The organism is Sphingomonas sp. RS6 (assembly GCF_054489705.1).
Genome location: NZ_JBTMWM010000001.1, coordinates 270,438 through 284,418, shown reverse-complemented (window position 1 = coordinate 284,418; position 13,981 = coordinate 270,438). Strand labels below are relative to the sequence as shown.

General features: G+C 68.7%; 12 protein-coding genes. 5 read left to right on the top strand and 7 right to left on the bottom strand.

What is annotated here, in order from left to right; genetic code table 11:
• The first annotated feature begins 66 nt into the window (after positions 1-66).
• Complete coding sequence (locus tag ACX40Y_RS01410; protein WP_459118377.1) at positions 67-1,359, top strand: MFS transporter; 1,293 nt, start codon at positions 67-69, stop codon at positions 1,357-1,359.
• Here ACX40Y_RS01410 and ACX40Y_RS01405 read toward each other — a convergent pair.
• Both ACX40Y_RS01405 and ACX40Y_RS01400 read right to left on the bottom strand, forming a co-directional pair.
• Entirely contained in the window at positions 1,338-2,714 is a 1,377-nt protein-coding gene (locus ACX40Y_RS01405) for a glutamate--cysteine ligase (RefSeq protein WP_459117743.1), read from the bottom strand. The two genes, ACX40Y_RS01410 and ACX40Y_RS01405, sit on opposite strands and share 22 nt — an antisense overlap.
• Before the next feature lie 56 nt (positions 2,715-2,770).
• Complete coding sequence (locus ACX40Y_RS01400; RefSeq protein ID WP_459117742.1) at positions 2,771-3,511, bottom strand: 16S rRNA (uracil(1498)-N(3))-methyltransferase; 741 nt, start codon at positions 3,509-3,511, stop codon at positions 2,771-2,773.
• A gap of 134 nt (positions 3,512-3,645) precedes the next feature.
• On the opposite strand from ACX40Y_RS01400, the gene ACX40Y_RS01395 reads away from it, so the two are divergent.
• Positions 3,646-4,212, top strand: a complete 567-nt coding sequence (locus ACX40Y_RS01395; protein WP_459117741.1) for a carboxymuconolactone decarboxylase family protein — start codon at positions 3,646-3,648, stop codon at positions 4,210-4,212.
• Between the two features lie 2 nt (positions 4,213-4,214).
• Here the strand turns inward: ACX40Y_RS01395 and ACX40Y_RS01390 are convergent, their stop codons facing one another.
• On the bottom strand, positions 4,215-4,949 hold the full coding sequence (locus tag ACX40Y_RS01390) for an EF-hand domain-containing protein (RefSeq protein WP_459117740.1): 735 nt from the start codon (positions 4,947-4,949) through the stop codon (positions 4,215-4,217).
• A 112-nt stretch (positions 4,950-5,061) separates the two neighbouring features.
• On the opposite strand from ACX40Y_RS01390, the gene ubiA reads away from it, so the two are divergent.
• The 3 genes from ubiA to ACX40Y_RS01375 are packed head-to-tail and all read left to right on the top strand — an operon-like array spanning position 5,062 to position 8,138.
• On the top strand, positions 5,062-5,994 hold the full coding sequence (ubiA, locus tag ACX40Y_RS01385; RefSeq protein WP_459117739.1) for a 4-hydroxybenzoate octaprenyltransferase: 933 nt from the start codon (positions 5,062-5,064) through the stop codon (positions 5,992-5,994).
• A 31-nt stretch (positions 5,995-6,025) separates the two neighbouring features.
• Positions 6,026-7,372, top strand: a complete 1,347-nt coding sequence (locus tag ACX40Y_RS01380) for a TldD/PmbA family protein (protein ID WP_459117738.1) — start codon at positions 6,026-6,028, stop codon at positions 7,370-7,372.
• Positions 7,365-8,138, top strand: a complete 774-nt coding sequence (locus ACX40Y_RS01375) for a 3'(2'),5'-bisphosphate nucleotidase CysQ (RefSeq protein WP_459117737.1) — start codon at positions 7,365-7,367, stop codon at positions 8,136-8,138. The genes ACX40Y_RS01380 and ACX40Y_RS01375 overlap by 8 nt, the downstream gene beginning before the upstream one ends.
• Positions 8,139-8,142: 4 nt before the next feature.
• On the opposite strand, the gene ACX40Y_RS01370 is transcribed toward ACX40Y_RS01375, so the two are convergent.
• From ACX40Y_RS01370 to ACX40Y_RS01355, 4 genes are read right to left on the bottom strand one after another with little or no spacing between them, the layout of a single operon-like run.
• Positions 8,143-9,183 carry an aldose epimerase family protein gene (locus ACX40Y_RS01370; protein WP_459117736.1) on the bottom strand — a complete coding sequence of 347 codons (1,041 nt, stop codon included), beginning with the start codon at positions 9,181-9,183 and terminating at the stop codon, positions 8,143-8,145.
• Positions 9,180-11,633, bottom strand: a complete 2,454-nt coding sequence (locus tag ACX40Y_RS01365; protein WP_459117735.1) for a glycoside hydrolase family 3 protein — start codon at positions 11,631-11,633, stop codon at positions 9,180-9,182. The genes ACX40Y_RS01370 and ACX40Y_RS01365 overlap by 4 nt, the downstream gene beginning before the upstream one ends.
• A gap of 43 nt (positions 11,634-11,676) precedes the next feature.
• On the bottom strand, positions 11,677-13,200 hold the full coding sequence (locus tag ACX40Y_RS01360; protein WP_459117734.1) for an ABC transporter permease/substrate-binding protein: 1,524 nt from the start codon (positions 13,198-13,200) through the stop codon (positions 11,677-11,679).
• Positions 13,197-13,964 carry an ATP-binding cassette domain-containing protein gene (locus ACX40Y_RS01355; protein ID WP_459117733.1) on the bottom strand — a complete coding sequence of 256 codons (768 nt, stop codon included), beginning with the start codon at positions 13,962-13,964 and terminating at the stop codon, positions 13,197-13,199. Before ACX40Y_RS01355 ends, ACX40Y_RS01360 begins: the two co-directional genes overlap by 4 nt.
• Positions 13,965-13,981 lie beyond the last annotated feature (17 nt).

Sequence of the window (13,981 nt, the reverse complement as noted above, 5' to 3'; positions counted from 1 at the left end):
GGTGCGCCCGGCCGGGCCGGCACGGTGCCGCCATCGGTGCTGCGCAAGGCCGTTGCCGCATCGGCGATGGGCAACGCCACCGAATGGTTCGACTATGGCATCTATGCCTATGGCGTCACCTATATCGCCGCGGCGCTGTTTCCCGGCGAGACCGAGCAGGCGACGCTGTTCGCGCTCGCGACCTTCGCGATCTCGTTCCTGGTCCGCCCGCTCGGCGGGTTGTTCTGGGGGCCGCTCGGCGATCGCTATGGCCGCAAGACGGTGCTGGCGATCACCATCCTGATGATGTCGGGCGCGACGGTGTGCGTCGGGCTGATCCCGTCCTATGCGACGATCGGCGTCGCCGCACCGACATTGCTGGTGCTGCTGCGCATGGTGCAGGGCTTTTCGACCGGCGGCGAATATGGCGGGGCGGCGACGTTCATGGCCGAATATGCGCCCGATGCGCGCCGCGGCTTTTTCGGCAGCTTCCTCGAATTCGGCACGCTGGCCGGCTTTTCGCTCGGCGCGCTGCTGATGCTCGGCTTTTCGCTGCTGCTCGGCGACGCGGCGATGCATGACTGGGCGTGGCGGATTCCGTTCCTGGTCGCCGGGCCGATGGGGCTGGTCGGCATGTATCTCCGCTCGCGCATGGAGGATACGCCGGTGTTCCGCGAGGTGGAGGCGCATGGTGACCGCGAGCCGGCGGCATCGACCGAGCTTCGCCACTTGCTGACACACTATTGGCGCCCGCTGCTGGAGATGAGCGGGCTGGTCGTCGCGCTCAACGTCGTCAACTATACGCTGCTCAGCTACATGCCCACCTATCTCCAGCGCCGGCTGGGGCTGACTACCGACGAGGCGCTGGTGGTGCCGATCATCGGCATGTTGTTCATGATGCTGATCGTGCCGTTTGCCGGCGCGCTGTCCGACCGAGTGGGGCGCAAGCCGCTCTGGTGGTTCTCGCTCGCCGGGCTGTTCGTGGCGGTGGTGCCGCTCTACCACCTGATGTCGACGGGCCTTGCCGGCGCGATCATCGGTTTCGCGCTGCTCGGGCTGCTCTATGTGCCGCAGCTGGCGACGATTTCCGCCACCTTCCCGGCGATGTTCCCCACCCATGTCCGCTTCGCCGGCTTCGCGATCGCCTACAATGTGTCTACCTCGCTGTTCGGCGGTACGGCGCCGGCGTTCAACAGCTGGCTGATCGGCGCGACGGGCGATGAACTGATGCCGGCCTATGTGATGATGGCGGCTTGCGCGGTCGGGGCGATCGCGCTGCGCTTCACGCCGGAAACCGCCGGCAAGTCGCTGCGCGGGACCGATCTGCCGGGCGAGGATTTACCCGGTGGCGTGCTGCGTCAGAACTTCGCCTCGCCATAGACGCGGGCGATGTCGCCCTGCCATTCGCCATGATAGCGATCGAGCAGCAGCTGCGCGGGCACCTTGCCCGTCCGCACGACCTCGCGAAGCGGATCGAGGAAGCCCGATTCATTGTCGCCCGATCCGTTCAGCCGCGCGCGAGCGTTGAGCCCGGCGCCGGCGATGTCGAGCACCTCGGCGGCGATATCGGCCAGCTTGCCTCCGCCCGGCAGCGGCGCGTCGAGCGCGAGCCTGGGCACCGAATTGCGCAGCGCCTCGCGACCCTCCATCGACCAGCCCTTTACGAGATCCCAGGCGGCATCCAGCGCACCGGAATCGTAGAGCAAGCCCACCCACAGGGCCGGCAGCGCGCAGATGCGGCCCCACGGCCCGCCATCGGCGCCGCGCATCTCCAGAAACTGCTTCATCCGCACTTCGGGAAAGGCGGTGGAGAGATGATCGGCCCAGTCGTCGATCGTCGGCAGTTCGCCGGGCAGGACTGACAGTTCGCCCTTCAGGAAGTCGCGGAAGCTGAGGCCCGCCGCGTCGATATATTTGCCGTCGCGATAGACGAAGTACATCGGCACATCGAGCGCATAGTCGGCATAGCGCTCATAGCCGAAGCCGTCCTCGAACACGAAGGGCAGCATGCCGGTGCGCGCCGGATCGGTGTCCGACCAGATATGGCTGCGATAGGAGAGGAACCCGTTGGGCTTGCCCTCGGTAAAGGGCGAATTGGCGAACAGCGCGGTCGCCAGCGGCTGGAGCGCCAGGCCGACGCGAAACTTCTTCGCCATGTCGGCTTCGCTGGCATAATCCAGGTTCACCTGGATCGTGCAGGTGCGCAGCATCATGTCGAGCCCGAGGCTGCCGACGCGCGGCATGTGCCGCAGCATGATGCCGTAACGGCCCTTCGGCATGATCGGCAGTTCGGCGCGGGTCTTGTCCGGCCACATGCCGAGGCCGAGAAAGCCGATGCCAAGCCGGTCACCCACCGCCTTCACCTGGCGGAGATGGCGGCCGGTTTCGGCGCAGGTCTCGTGCAGATTTTCGAGCGGCGCGCCCGAAAGCTCGAACTGGCCGGCGGGCTCAAGGCTGATCGTGCCGTCGGGGCCGGACAGCGCGATGACGTTTTCGCCCTCGTAAACGGGCTTCCAGCCGAATTCGGTGAGCCCGATCAATAGCGCATGAATACCGCCGCGCTCTTCATAGCTCGGCGCACGATGCGAACCGTCCATCCAATAGACGAACTTCTCATGCTCGGTGCCGATACGCCAGCGTTCCGCCGGCTTTTCGCCCTGGGCGAAATAGTCGATCAGCTGGGCACGATCCTCAATGACCGCCGCGGTCTGGTTCGAAACGGTCTTGGTGCTCATTTCGCGCCCTTAGCGATGCCGACGAACCGACGCCAGCGGATTTTTGTACCGTTCGGTCACCAATCGCCCGCCGCGGCCATCCACAGGCTGACCGCGGCCGCCGCCGCCGTTTCAGCACGCAGGATGCGCGGGCCGAGCGCAATGCCCACCGCCTGCTTCAACGCACGAATCGCCTCGCGTTCCTCGGCGTCGAAGCCGCCCTCCGGCCCGATCAGGATCGCGGCGGAGCCGGAATGGGCGCGCATCGCCGCCAGCGCGGGCGCGCCGCCGGTCTCGTCGGCGAAGAACAGCGCACGCTCGGCCGGCCAGTCGCGCAGAAGGGCCGCGAGCTTCACCGGCTCGACCAGCTCGGGAAGCGCGGTGCGGCCGCATTGCTCGGCGGCCTCGATCATGTGGCTGCGCAGCCGATCGAGGTTCAGCCGGTCGATCACGGTGCGGCGGGTGAGCACCGGCACCAGCCGCGCGACGCCCAGTTCGCAGGCCTTTTCCGCCACCCAGTCGATGCGGCCCTTCTTGATCGGCGCGGCGCAGAGCCACAGGTCCGGCACGGCCTCGTGCGGCCGAAGCTGCTCGGTGATCTCCAGCGTCAGGTCGCGCTTGCCGATCTCGCGGGCGATGCCGAGCCACTCGCCGTTCGTACCATCGAACAGCTTCACCGCCTCGCCCGGTTTCAGCCGCATGACCGATCCCAGATAATGCGCCTGCGGGCCATCGATCCGGCGAAGCCCCGGTTCGAGCGGGCCGTCGACGAACAGGCGAGGGGCGGACTGCGGCGGCCAGGCGGGGGTTGCGGGCATGATGCTGCTGTAGCCGGGGGCGGGCGGGTTCGTCCATGCACCCCATCCGAACGTACGATGGCGGGAGCCTATTGCATGCTCCAGCATTTGTGCAGTGCGGTAAGTTCGCCGCCTTCAGCCGAGGATTGCACCCCATGCGCCTGCCGCTTCTGCCCCCGGACACGCTCAGCGACACCCAGAAGCCGCTCTATGACGATATGAAGCGCGGCATTTCTTCCAATTTCAACGCCTTCGTCGCGGTGGGCGAGGATGGCAGCCTGCTTGGGCCCTGGAACCCCTGGCTTCACGAACCGCGGATCGGCGGCGCGATCTGGGAACTGACCAAGGCAATGTCGATGGAAGCGACGCTGCCCGATCCGGCGCGGCAGATCGCCATTCTGGTGACAGGCGCCCATTTCGACGCCGCCTATGAACTCTATGCTCATGTCGCGGTGGCGGAAGCCGAAAAAATGGCGCCCGCGCGCATTTCCGCGCTTTGCGCCGGACTGAAGCCTAGCGATCTCGACGAAGCGGAAAATGTCGCGTTCGACGTCGCTTATGCGCTGGTGAAGGGCGGGGTGCTGCCCGAGCCGTGCTATTCCCTTGCGGTCGATACCTTTGGCCAGCACGGCGCGAACGAACTGATCTATCTGGTCGGTCTGTACAGCCTCGTCTCGGTGACGCTCAACGGCTTCAACGTGCCGGTGCCCGAACGCGAATAAGCTCAGCCGCCCATTCCGCTCATTCCACCCATGCCGCCGCCCTGCATGCCCCCGGGCATGCCACCGCCGGGCATCCCGCCGCCGCGTCCCCGGCGTCCGCGGCGCTTGCCCGCGTCGTGACGGATTTCGGGAAGCTCCTTCTTGGTCAGCTTGCCGTCCTGATTGGTGTCGAGCAGCTTGAAGCGGCGGCTGGCGGCTTCCATGAACTCGGTCGGGCTGACGCCGCCGTTGAGCGAGCGATCGGCCGAGGTCACCGGCTCGGGCATGCCGAGATAGTTGAACGGCGCCGCGCCGCTCATGAAGCGGGTGGCGCCCAGATCGACGGCCTTCTTCTCGCCGTCCTCGCCCATCGGCGGGCCGCCCATGTCGCCAAAGCCGCCGCCGCGGATTTCGGGGACGAGCTTCGTTTCATACACCTCGATATCGTCGGGATCGATTTCGCCGTCATGGCCGCGGTCCAGCACCTTGAACCAGCGCATCGCATCTTCCTGAAACTCGTCGAGCGTCAGCACGCCGTCGTGATTCGCATCGGCGCCGTCGAACCAGGCGTCGGCGGCCCCGGGACCGCGAAACGGCTGGCCCATCGGGCTGATGAACAGCGGGCCGCCCATACCGTGGCCCATGCCCGGACCACCGCCCGGACCACCGCCCGGGCCCATGCCGGGGGACGGCCGATCCTGTGCCTGGGCGCCGCTCGCCGCGATCAGCACCAGCCCGGCAATAACCTGAATCCGCATGAAATGCCCTCCTCCCGGAACGATTCGCTGCCGTTATCGAGCGATTGTCGCAGGAATATGCCCAAAAATTTCAGCTTGGGGGCAGGGCGGCGATTGTGGCAGCAGGCCGCACATGAACGGCATTCCCCCCATCGTACCCGACAGCGAATATCGCGGGCTGGTCGGCCTGCTCCCGCGCGGGTGGCGGCCCTATGCACTGCTCGCCCGGTTTGACCGGCCGATTGGCTGGTGGCTGCTGTTCCTGCCGTGCGGCTGGGGGGCGTTGCTCTCCGGCCTGCCCGATGGTGGGGCATGGCGGATCGCGGCGATGCTGATCGGCGCGATCGCGATGCGCGGGGCGGGCTGCGTCTATAACGACATCGTCGATCGCGATCTCGACGCGCAGGTGGCGCGCACGCGCAGCCGCCCGCTGCCAAGCGGCGCGGTGTCGGTGCGCGCAGCCCAAGCCTGGCTGGCGGTGCTGCTGGCGATCGGATTCGGCGTGTGGCTGGCGCTGCCGATGGCGGCCAAGCTGTGGTCGCTGGCAACACTGCCGGTGGTGGCGATGTACCCGTTCATGAAGCGGATCACCTGGTGGCCGCAGCTGTTCCTGGGCATCGTGTTCGGATCCGGCGCGCTGATCGGCTTTGTCGCCGGCGATCCCCAGGGTGTGTTCGAATCGCGCGCGGCGGCGAAATGGCTGCTCTATGCCGGCACGATCCTGTGGGTGATCGGCTATGACACGATCTATGCGATCCAGGACATTGAAGATGACGCGCTGGTGGGCGTGCGATCCTCGGCCCGGCGGATGGGGCGGCATGTGCGCGGCGGCGTCGGCCTGTTCTATCTGGGCGCGATGGGCCTGTGGGCGGCGGCGTTCTGGACGGTGCGCCCCGATCCGCTGGCGCTGCTCGCGCTGCTGCCCGCTGCGCTGCACCTGGCGTGGCAGGTGGCGACGATGCGCGCCGGCGACGGCCCCGGATCGCTGCGCCGGTTCCGGTCGAATCGCGATGCCGGGCTGCTGATGCTCGCGGCCAGCCTCGTCGTGGGGATGAGCGGGCTTTGACGTCGGGCGTCGGCGCACCTAAGTCCGGTCGATGCTGACCACCCAACAGGCCCAGGAGCGCGCCGCCGACGCCGTCGCCCGCGCCCGCCGCGCCGGCGCCGATGCCGCCGACGCCGTCGCTTCCGCCGATCAGAGCGTTTCGGTGTCCGTACGGCTCGGCGCGCTCGAGGATGTCGAGCGATCCGAAAGCGCCGAAATCGATCTGCGCGTGTTCGTCGGGCGTCGCTCGGCGAGCGTTTCAACCACCGATCTCGAGTCGGCGGCAATCGACACGCTGGTCGAACGGGCGATCGCGATGGCGCGCGAGGCGCCCGAGGATCGCTGGGCGGGGCTGGCCCCCGAGGATCGGCTGATGCAGGGCGCGCCGCCGCAGCTCGATCTCGACGACGGCGCCGAGGTCGAATCCGCGACGCTCAAGGACCGCGCGCTCGCCGCCGAGGACGCGGCACGGGCGGTGCCCGGCGTCACCAACAGCGAAGGCGCGAGCGCGGGCGCCGCGCGGATGGTGCTGGCGCTGGCGACCAGCCACGGCTTTGCCGGCGCCTATGCGCAGACCAGCCACGGTATCTCCGCCAGCATGCTCGCCGGCAGCGGTAATGCGATGGAGCGCGACCATGCCAGCCATTCGGCACGCCATCTGGCGATGCTCGACGCGCCCGACGCGATCGGCCGGCTCGCCGCCGAGCGCGCCGTCGCCCGGTTGAATCCGCGCCGGATCGCCAGCGGCGCGATGCCGGTGGTGTTCGATCCACGCGTTTCGGCAAGCATGGTTGGCCATCTGCTCGGCGCGATTTCGGGGGCGGCGATCGCGCGACGGACGAGCTTCCTGCTCGACGCGCTGGGGACGGCGGTGTTCGACCGGCATGTGACGATCTGGGACGATCCGCATCGCCCGCGCGGCCTGCGCTCGCGGCCGTTCGATGGCGAGGGGCTGCCTGTCCAGCCGATGAAGATCGTCTCGGCCGGCATGCTCGAAACCTGGTTGCTCGAAAGCGCCGCCGCCCGCCAACTGGGGATGGAGCCGACCGGCCATGCCTCACGCGGATCGGGCGGAGCGCCCGGTGTGTCGCCGAGCAACCTATATATGGAAGGCGGGCTGGTGACGCCCGAGGCGCTGATCGCCGATATCGATCGGGGCCTGCTCGTCACCGAACTGATCGGGCAGGGCGTGAACGGCGTGACCGGCGACTATAGCCGCGGCGCCGCGGGCTTCCTGATCGAGCGTGGCGAAGTGACGGGAGCAGTGTCGGAAGTGACGATCGCGGGCAATCTGAAGGACATGTTCCGCGCGCTCACGCCCGCCAGCGATCTCACCTTTCGCTATGGCATCAACGCGCCGACGCTCCGCATCGACGGGATGACGATCGCCGGTGAATAAGCTGGCCGCCGAAATCGCCGCGATCGCCGCCCAGGCCGGGCAGCATGCGATGTTGCGCTGGCAGACCGATTTCGAGCGCTGGGAAAAGGCGCCGGGCAACCCGGTCTGCGCGGTCGATCTGGAACTGGACGCGATGCTGCGCGAACGGCTCGGGCGGCTGTTGCCCGATGCCGGCTGGCTGTCCGAGGAGACGGTCGACGATCCCGCGCGGCTCGATGCGTCGCGCATCTGGGTGGTCGATCCGATCGACGGGACGCGCGATTATCTGCGCGGCCGAGGCGGCTGGGCGGTGTCGATCGCGCTGGTCGAGGACGGGCGGCCGGTGATCGGCGTGCTCGATGCGCCTGCGCGCGGCGAGGTCTGGGTTGCGCTTGAAGGAAAGGGCGCCTGGCGCAACGGCCAGCAACTCCATGCGCTGCCCCGCGACGTGCTGGCGGGCGCGCGCGTGCCGGCCGACCAGTTGCCCAAGGTCGATGCCGATCTGACGATGGTGCCGAAGCCCAATTCGATCGCGCTGCGCATCGCGATGGTCGCCGCCGGCGAGGCCGATCTGGTGGCGACGCTGCGCTGGGGCCATGAATGGGACATCGCCGCCGCGATCCTGCTGGCACGCGAGGCGGGGGCGACGGTCAGCGACGCGCTGGGCCAGCCGCTTGCCTTCAACACGGCCTCGGGCGAGGCTTACGGTGTCCTCGCCACCGGCCCGGGCCTCCACGCCGCCGCCGTCGAACGGCTGGCGGGTCGCGCCGAGCCGGGCAAACGCTGAAACCCTAGCCGCCGAACGCCGCCTCGGGGCTGTCCGCCACCCGGAAACGGAACAGGATGTCGTGGCGATAGGTGTCGCCCGGATCGAGCCTCGCCGAGGGAAAGGCCGGCTGGTTGGGGCTGTCGGGGAATTTCTGCGGTTCGAGGCAGAGGCCGCCGCGCGCGGGATAGGTGCCGCCGCCGGTGCCGGGTGCGCCGCCCGCCAGATGGTTGCCCGAATAGAATTGCAGCCCCGGCTCGGTCGAATGCAGGTCGACCACGCGGCCCGATGCGGGATCGTAGAGCGTCGCCACGCGCCGCTGCGGGCCGCTCGCGTCGCCGACCACGAAGTTATGGTCATAGCCCTGGCCGAGGCGCAGTTGGGCGTCGTCGACGGCGATGTCGCGGCCGATCGGCTTCGGGCGGCGGAAATCGAACGGGGTGTCGGCGACCGGCGCCAATGCGCCGCTGGGGATCATCGCGGCGTCGACCGGCGTGATCGCATCGGCCGCGATCTGCAACCAATGGTCGAGGATCGTCGTGCCGCTCGTCTCGCCCGCCAGGTTGAAATAGGCATGGTTGGTCAGGTTGACGATGGTCGGCCGGTCGGTGGTGGCGGTGAGCGCGATCGCCATCCCGTCCGCCGCCAGCGCATAATGCGCCCGCACGGTGAGCGCGCCGGGAAAGCCGTTCCAGCCATCGGGGCTGTCGAGCCGGAAGGTGACGTCCGCTTCGCCTTGCGCTTCGACCGCCCACACCAGCTGGTCGAAGCCGACCGGCCCCGAATGAAGGCTGTTCGCGCCTTCGTTGGCGGCGATCCGATAGCGCTCGCCGTCGAGCGTGAACGCCGCGCCGCCGATGCGATTGGCATAGCGCCCCGCCACCGCGCCATAATAGCGCGGGGCGGTGCGATAGGCGTCGAGATCGGCATAGCCGAGCACGACATTCGCGCTCGTGCCGTCACGCCCCGGCACGTCGAGCCGCCGGAGCGACGCGCCGAGGGTCAGCAGCTCGGCGCGGAGCGGGCCGCGCGCGAGCGTGATCGTGCGGACGGCGTCGTCGCTCACTGGCCGGGGCAGACCGAGTTGTTCGGATCGGACACGATCCGCGCATCGGCGATCGAGACCGCGAACGGCCCGGTCGCCTCGATCACCACCGGGGCGGTCACCTTGGTCATATCGACGCCGTGGCTCTGATAGCATTTGAGCAGCACGTTCACCGTCTGCCACCCGCTCTTGCCGGTGAACAGGCTGGTCGCATCGATGCCGCCGCCGGGCGTGCCGCCGTCCATCGAAAGCTTCACCGGGCCCTTGGGCGCGGTGTCGACGCGGTAGACGATGCGCAGCGACAGATCGCCGTTCGTCTCGCGGCTCAGGTCGAGATCGCTGCCGCCGATCCGCAGCGTTGCCGGACCGGCCGGCCAGGTCAGCTGCTGCGCGCCTTCCTGCGTCGCCGGGCCGTCGACCGGCTTGCGGGCGATGCCGCTGTCGGTTGCGAACGAGAAGGGCGCTGGCACCACGCCCTTGGCGAAGAACACGCTGGTATTGGCGAGCGACGCATCGACGCCCGCGACTTCGCTTAGCGCTGGCACCTCGCCCGGCTGGGCATAGCTGAGGCCATAGCCGAATGCGAACAGCGGGTCATAGCCCGGCTCGCCGCGGTTGAGCGTGAACTGGCCCGCCGTCTTCGGCCAGCTAAAGGAGAGTTTGCCGGTGAAGTCGCGGCGCGGCTTGCCCGCCTTGTCGCCGATCAGCAGATCGGCCACGCCCGCGCCCTCGCTGCCAGGCAGCCAGGCCGCGACGAACGCATCGGATGCGTTGAGTTCGGGGTTCACCCAGAGCGGGCGGCCGGAAAGGAACACCGAGACCACCGGGATGCCTGCGGCCTTGAGCTTCTTGAGCGTCGCCAGCGCCTGCTTGTCGCCGGGCTGGAATTCCAGCGTGCGCACGTCACCGCGCATCTCGGCATAGGGCTCCTCGCCGAACACGACGAACGCGACATCGGGCTTGTCGGTGAAGCTGCCGTCGGGCGAGAGCGTCGCGGTGCCGCCGCCGGCCGTCACTGCCTGCTTGATCCCCGCGAAGATTGTCTCGCCATTGGGGAACATGTCGTTGCTGTTGCCATCGCCCTGCCAGCTGAGCGTCCAGCCGCCCGACTGCATCGCCATCGAATCGGCGCCCGGCCCGGCGACGAGCACGTTCGCGCTCGCCTTCACCGGCAGCACGCCGTCATTCTTGAGCAGCACCAGCGACTTGTTCACCGCCTCGCGCGCGATCGCGCGGTGCGCAGGCAGGCCGATCATCTCCGGCTTCGCCTCATAGGGGCGGGCGGGGTTGAACAGGCCGAGCTTCACCTTGACGCGCAGGATGCGGCGCACGGCATCGTCGAGCCGCGCCATCGGGATCGTGCCGTCCTTCACATGCGCGATCGTCGATTCATACAGCCCCTTCCAGCTATCCGGCGCCATCGCCATGTCGAGCCCGGCGTTGAACGTCGCGGCGCAATCGGTGGCGGTGCAGCCTGGAATCTGGGCATGGCCGTTCCAATCGCCGACGATGAAGCCGTCAAAGCCCATCCGCCCCTTCAGCACATCGGTGAGCAGCGACTTGTTGCCGTGCATCTTGGCGCCGTTCCAGCTGCTGAACGATGCCATCACGGTCAGCGCGCCAGCGTTGATCGCGTTCGGATAGCCCGCATTGTGGATGCGGATCAGTTCGTCCTCGGACACGCGGGTATCGCCCTGGTCCTGCCCGCCGGCGGTGCCGCCATCGCCCAGGAAATGCTTGGGCGACGCCGCGACATAGCCCTTTTGCAGCCGATCCTTCAGCCCCGGCGCGCCCTGAAGCCCGCGGATCATCGCGCCGGCATAGCTGCGCACGACATCGGGATCCTCCGAATAGCCCTCATAGGCGCGGCCCCAGCGTTCGTCCTGCGGCACGGCCAGCGTCGGCCCGAACGCCCAGTCCATGCCGACAGCGGCGGTTTCCTCGGCGGTGGCGCGGCCGATCTTTTCCATCAGCGCCGGATCGCGCATCGCGCCCAGGCCCACATTGTGCGGGAACAGCGTGGCGCCGACGATGTTCGAATTGCCGTGGACGGCATCGATGCCGAACATGATCGGGATCGGCGTGTGGCCGACCTTGCGGGCGAGCGCTGCCTTCTGGAACGCCTGCGCCGTTGCCAGCCACGGGCCGCGCGGGGACCGATCGGGCGCACCGATCGGCGGCGAGCTGCCGCCTGCCAGGATCGAACCGAGCGGATAGGTCGCCAGATCCTCGGGCTTGATGCTGCCGATATCGGCCTGGATCATCTGGCCGACCTTTTCCTCCAGCGTCATCTTCGCCATCAGGTCGGTGACGAATTTCTCGGTCGCCGGGTCGATCAGGCCGGGGCTTTTGGCGGCGGGCCATTTGTCGGGGTGTGCCGTCGTGGACAGCGTTGTCGGTGCCTGCTGCGCCATCGCCGGCGCGGCGGCTAGAATCGTGGTGGCAAGTAACAGCTTGAGCCCGGCGTGCATCGCATCTCTCCCAGAACAGGTTTGTGTTAGCGTTATCCCAAACTCACTGCCCAAGTCCATGCGCCAGCCAGCGGGCGGCGGCATCGGGGCTCTGCTTGTTCTCGTCGCGATCCACCATGTAATTGGCTTCGCGCATCTTTTCGACCGAAATCGCACCGACCAGCGGACGCAGCGCCGCCTGGAAGCGCACATCGCCGGCACGGCGCGGCGCGAGCAGCAGGATCGCGTCATAGCCCGGAATCGCGCCTTTCGGGTCGCGCAGCACGGCCAGATGCTGCGCAGCAATCCGCCCGTCGGAGGAGAAGGCGGGAATCACGTCGGCGGCGCCGCTCGCCAGTGCGCGGTACATGAAGGTCGGCTGATAGGGCCGCATCGATGCGAAGCGCAGGCCATAGGCATCGCGCACCGCACGCCATTCGGGGCGCTCCAGAAACTCGACATCGGTGGCGAGCCTGAGCTGCGGCGCGACCCGCGCGAGATCGTCGAGGCTGGCAATGCCGCGCCGCCGCGCATCGTCCCCGCGCATCGCAAAGGCATAGGCGTTTTCGAAGCCCAGCGCGCCCAGCAGCGTCACGCCATGCGTCGCCTCTGCCCATTCGCCGACGCCGCGCACGATCGCGTCGCGCGGCGGCACGTCGGTCCGCTGCATCTGATTGGTCCAGATCGTCCCCGAATAATCGACATAGACGTCGATCTCGTTCGCGGCGAGCGCGCCGAACGCCACCGCCGACCCCAGTCCCTCCCGGTAGCGGACGGCATAGCCGGCGGCGTTCAGCCGGTTCCCGATCAGCCGGGCGAGGATATATTGCTCCGAAAAACCCTTGGCGCCCACCGTCACCGTGCCGCGCGGCGCCGGCCAGGCGGGCGCCAGCGCCACCAGCGCGCCGGCGGCGAGCAGGGCCAGGCTGGTCCAGGCGAGCCAGCGCTGCCGTCGGGCGATGCCGAATTCGGCAAGCCCCAGCAGACCGTCGACCGCCAGCGCCAGCGCCGCCGCAGCGATACAGCCGGCAAGCACCAGCGTCCAGTTCTGCGTCTGGAGGCCCGCGAAGATCAGGTCGCCGAGGCTCGGCTGGCCGACCGTTGTGGACAGCGTCGCCGCGCCGATCGTCCACACGGCGGCGGTGCGGATGCCGGCCATCACCATCGGCGCGACCAGCGGCGCCTCCACCAGCCACAGCCGCTGCCGCGCGGTCATGCCGACGCCGTTCGCGGCCTCGATCACGGCGGGATCGAGCGTGGTGAACCCGGTCACCGCGTTGCGCAGGATCGGCAGAAGCGCATAAAGGGTGAGCGCGAGCAGCGAGGGCAGGAAGCCGAGCGCGGGAATGCCGCCGCCGACCAGCCCCGACAGCCACAGCAGCAGCGGATAGAACAGCGCGAGCAGCGCAAGGCTGGGGATCGTCTGGATCAGGCTGGCAAAGCCGAGCGCGACGCGCGCCACCGGACGGCTGCGCGAAGAGAGGATCGCGAGCGGCAGGCTGATCGCAATGCCGAGCAGCAGCGCGGCAAGCGCGAGCAACAGGTGCTGCGCCAGCAGTTCCGGCACGCGGGCCAGCGCGCCGCTCATGACTCGAGCGCCGCCAGCCGGTGCGCCTGTTCGCGCGGCACCGCGACCAGCGCGTCGGCCGCCGCGCCGCCCTTGCCGGCGAGGAGATCGCGCGGGCTGGCGTCGCCGGCGATGCGGCCATCGGCCATCACCAGGATGCGATCGGCAAGCAGCAGCGCCTCCGCCATGTCGTGCGTGACGAGAATCGTCGTCAGCCCCATCGTTTCGTGCAGATGGCGGATCGCCCGGCCCAGCGTGTCGCGCGTCACAGGATCGAGCGCGCCGAACGGCTCGTCCATCAGCAGCAGACGCGGGCGCGTCGCCAGCGCACGGGCCACGCCGATGCGCTGGCGCTGGCCGCCCGACAGCGCATCGGGCATCCGCGCCGCCATGTCCTCCGGCAGATCGACCAGCCGGAGCAATTCGGCGACGCGCTCCGCACGGTCGCGCACGCCGGCGAGCCGCAGCCCAATCGCGATATTCTCCCCCACCGTCAGATGCGGGAACAGCCCGACATTCTGGAACACATAGCCGATCCGGCGGCGCAGCAGATGCGACGGCTCGGCATCGACCGGCACGCCGTCGATCAGCACGCGCCCTTCGCTCGGCTCGACCAGCCGGTTGACCATCTTGAGCAGGGTCGACTTGCCCGATCCCGACGTGCCGACCAGCGCGACGAAGCTGCCGCCGTCGATCGTCAGCGAGACGCCGTCGACCCCCCGGACCCCGCGGGCATAGGTTTTGCCGACCGCTTCAAAGGCGACGCTGCGCAATTGTTCTGGCATCGCCCGCCGTTGTGCGG

Coding starts and splice junctions, on each gene's coding strand:
- ACX40Y_RS01410 (WP_459118377.1), top strand. CDS start 67: ATGGGCAACGCCACCGAATGGTTCGACTATGGCATCTATGCCTATGGC.
- ACX40Y_RS01405 (WP_459117743.1), bottom strand. CDS start 2,714: ATGAGCACCAAGACCGTTTCGAACCAGACCGCGGCGGTCATTGAGGAT.
- ACX40Y_RS01400 (WP_459117742.1), bottom strand. CDS start 3,511: ATGCCCGCAACCCCCGCCTGGCCGCCGCAGTCCGCCCCTCGCCTGTTC.
- ACX40Y_RS01395 (WP_459117741.1), top strand. CDS start 3,646: ATGCGCCTGCCGCTTCTGCCCCCGGACACGCTCAGCGACACCCAGAAG.
- ACX40Y_RS01390 (WP_459117740.1), bottom strand. CDS start 4,949: ATGCGGATTCAGGTTATTGCCGGGCTGGTGCTGATCGCGGCGAGCGGC.
- ubiA (WP_459117739.1), top strand. CDS start 5,062: ATGAACGGCATTCCCCCCATCGTACCCGACAGCGAATATCGCGGGCTG.
- ACX40Y_RS01380 (WP_459117738.1), top strand. CDS start 6,026: ATGCTGACCACCCAACAGGCCCAGGAGCGCGCCGCCGACGCCGTCGCC.
- ACX40Y_RS01365 (WP_459117735.1), bottom strand. CDS start 11,633: ATGCACGCCGGGCTCAAGCTGTTACTTGCCACCACGATTCTAGCCGCC.
- ACX40Y_RS01360 (WP_459117734.1), bottom strand. CDS start 13,200: ATGAGCGGCGCGCTGGCCCGCGTGCCGGAACTGCTGGCGCAGCACCTG.
- ACX40Y_RS01355 (WP_459117733.1), bottom strand. CDS start 13,964: ATGCCAGAACAATTGCGCAGCGTCGCCTTTGAAGCGGTCGGCAAAACC.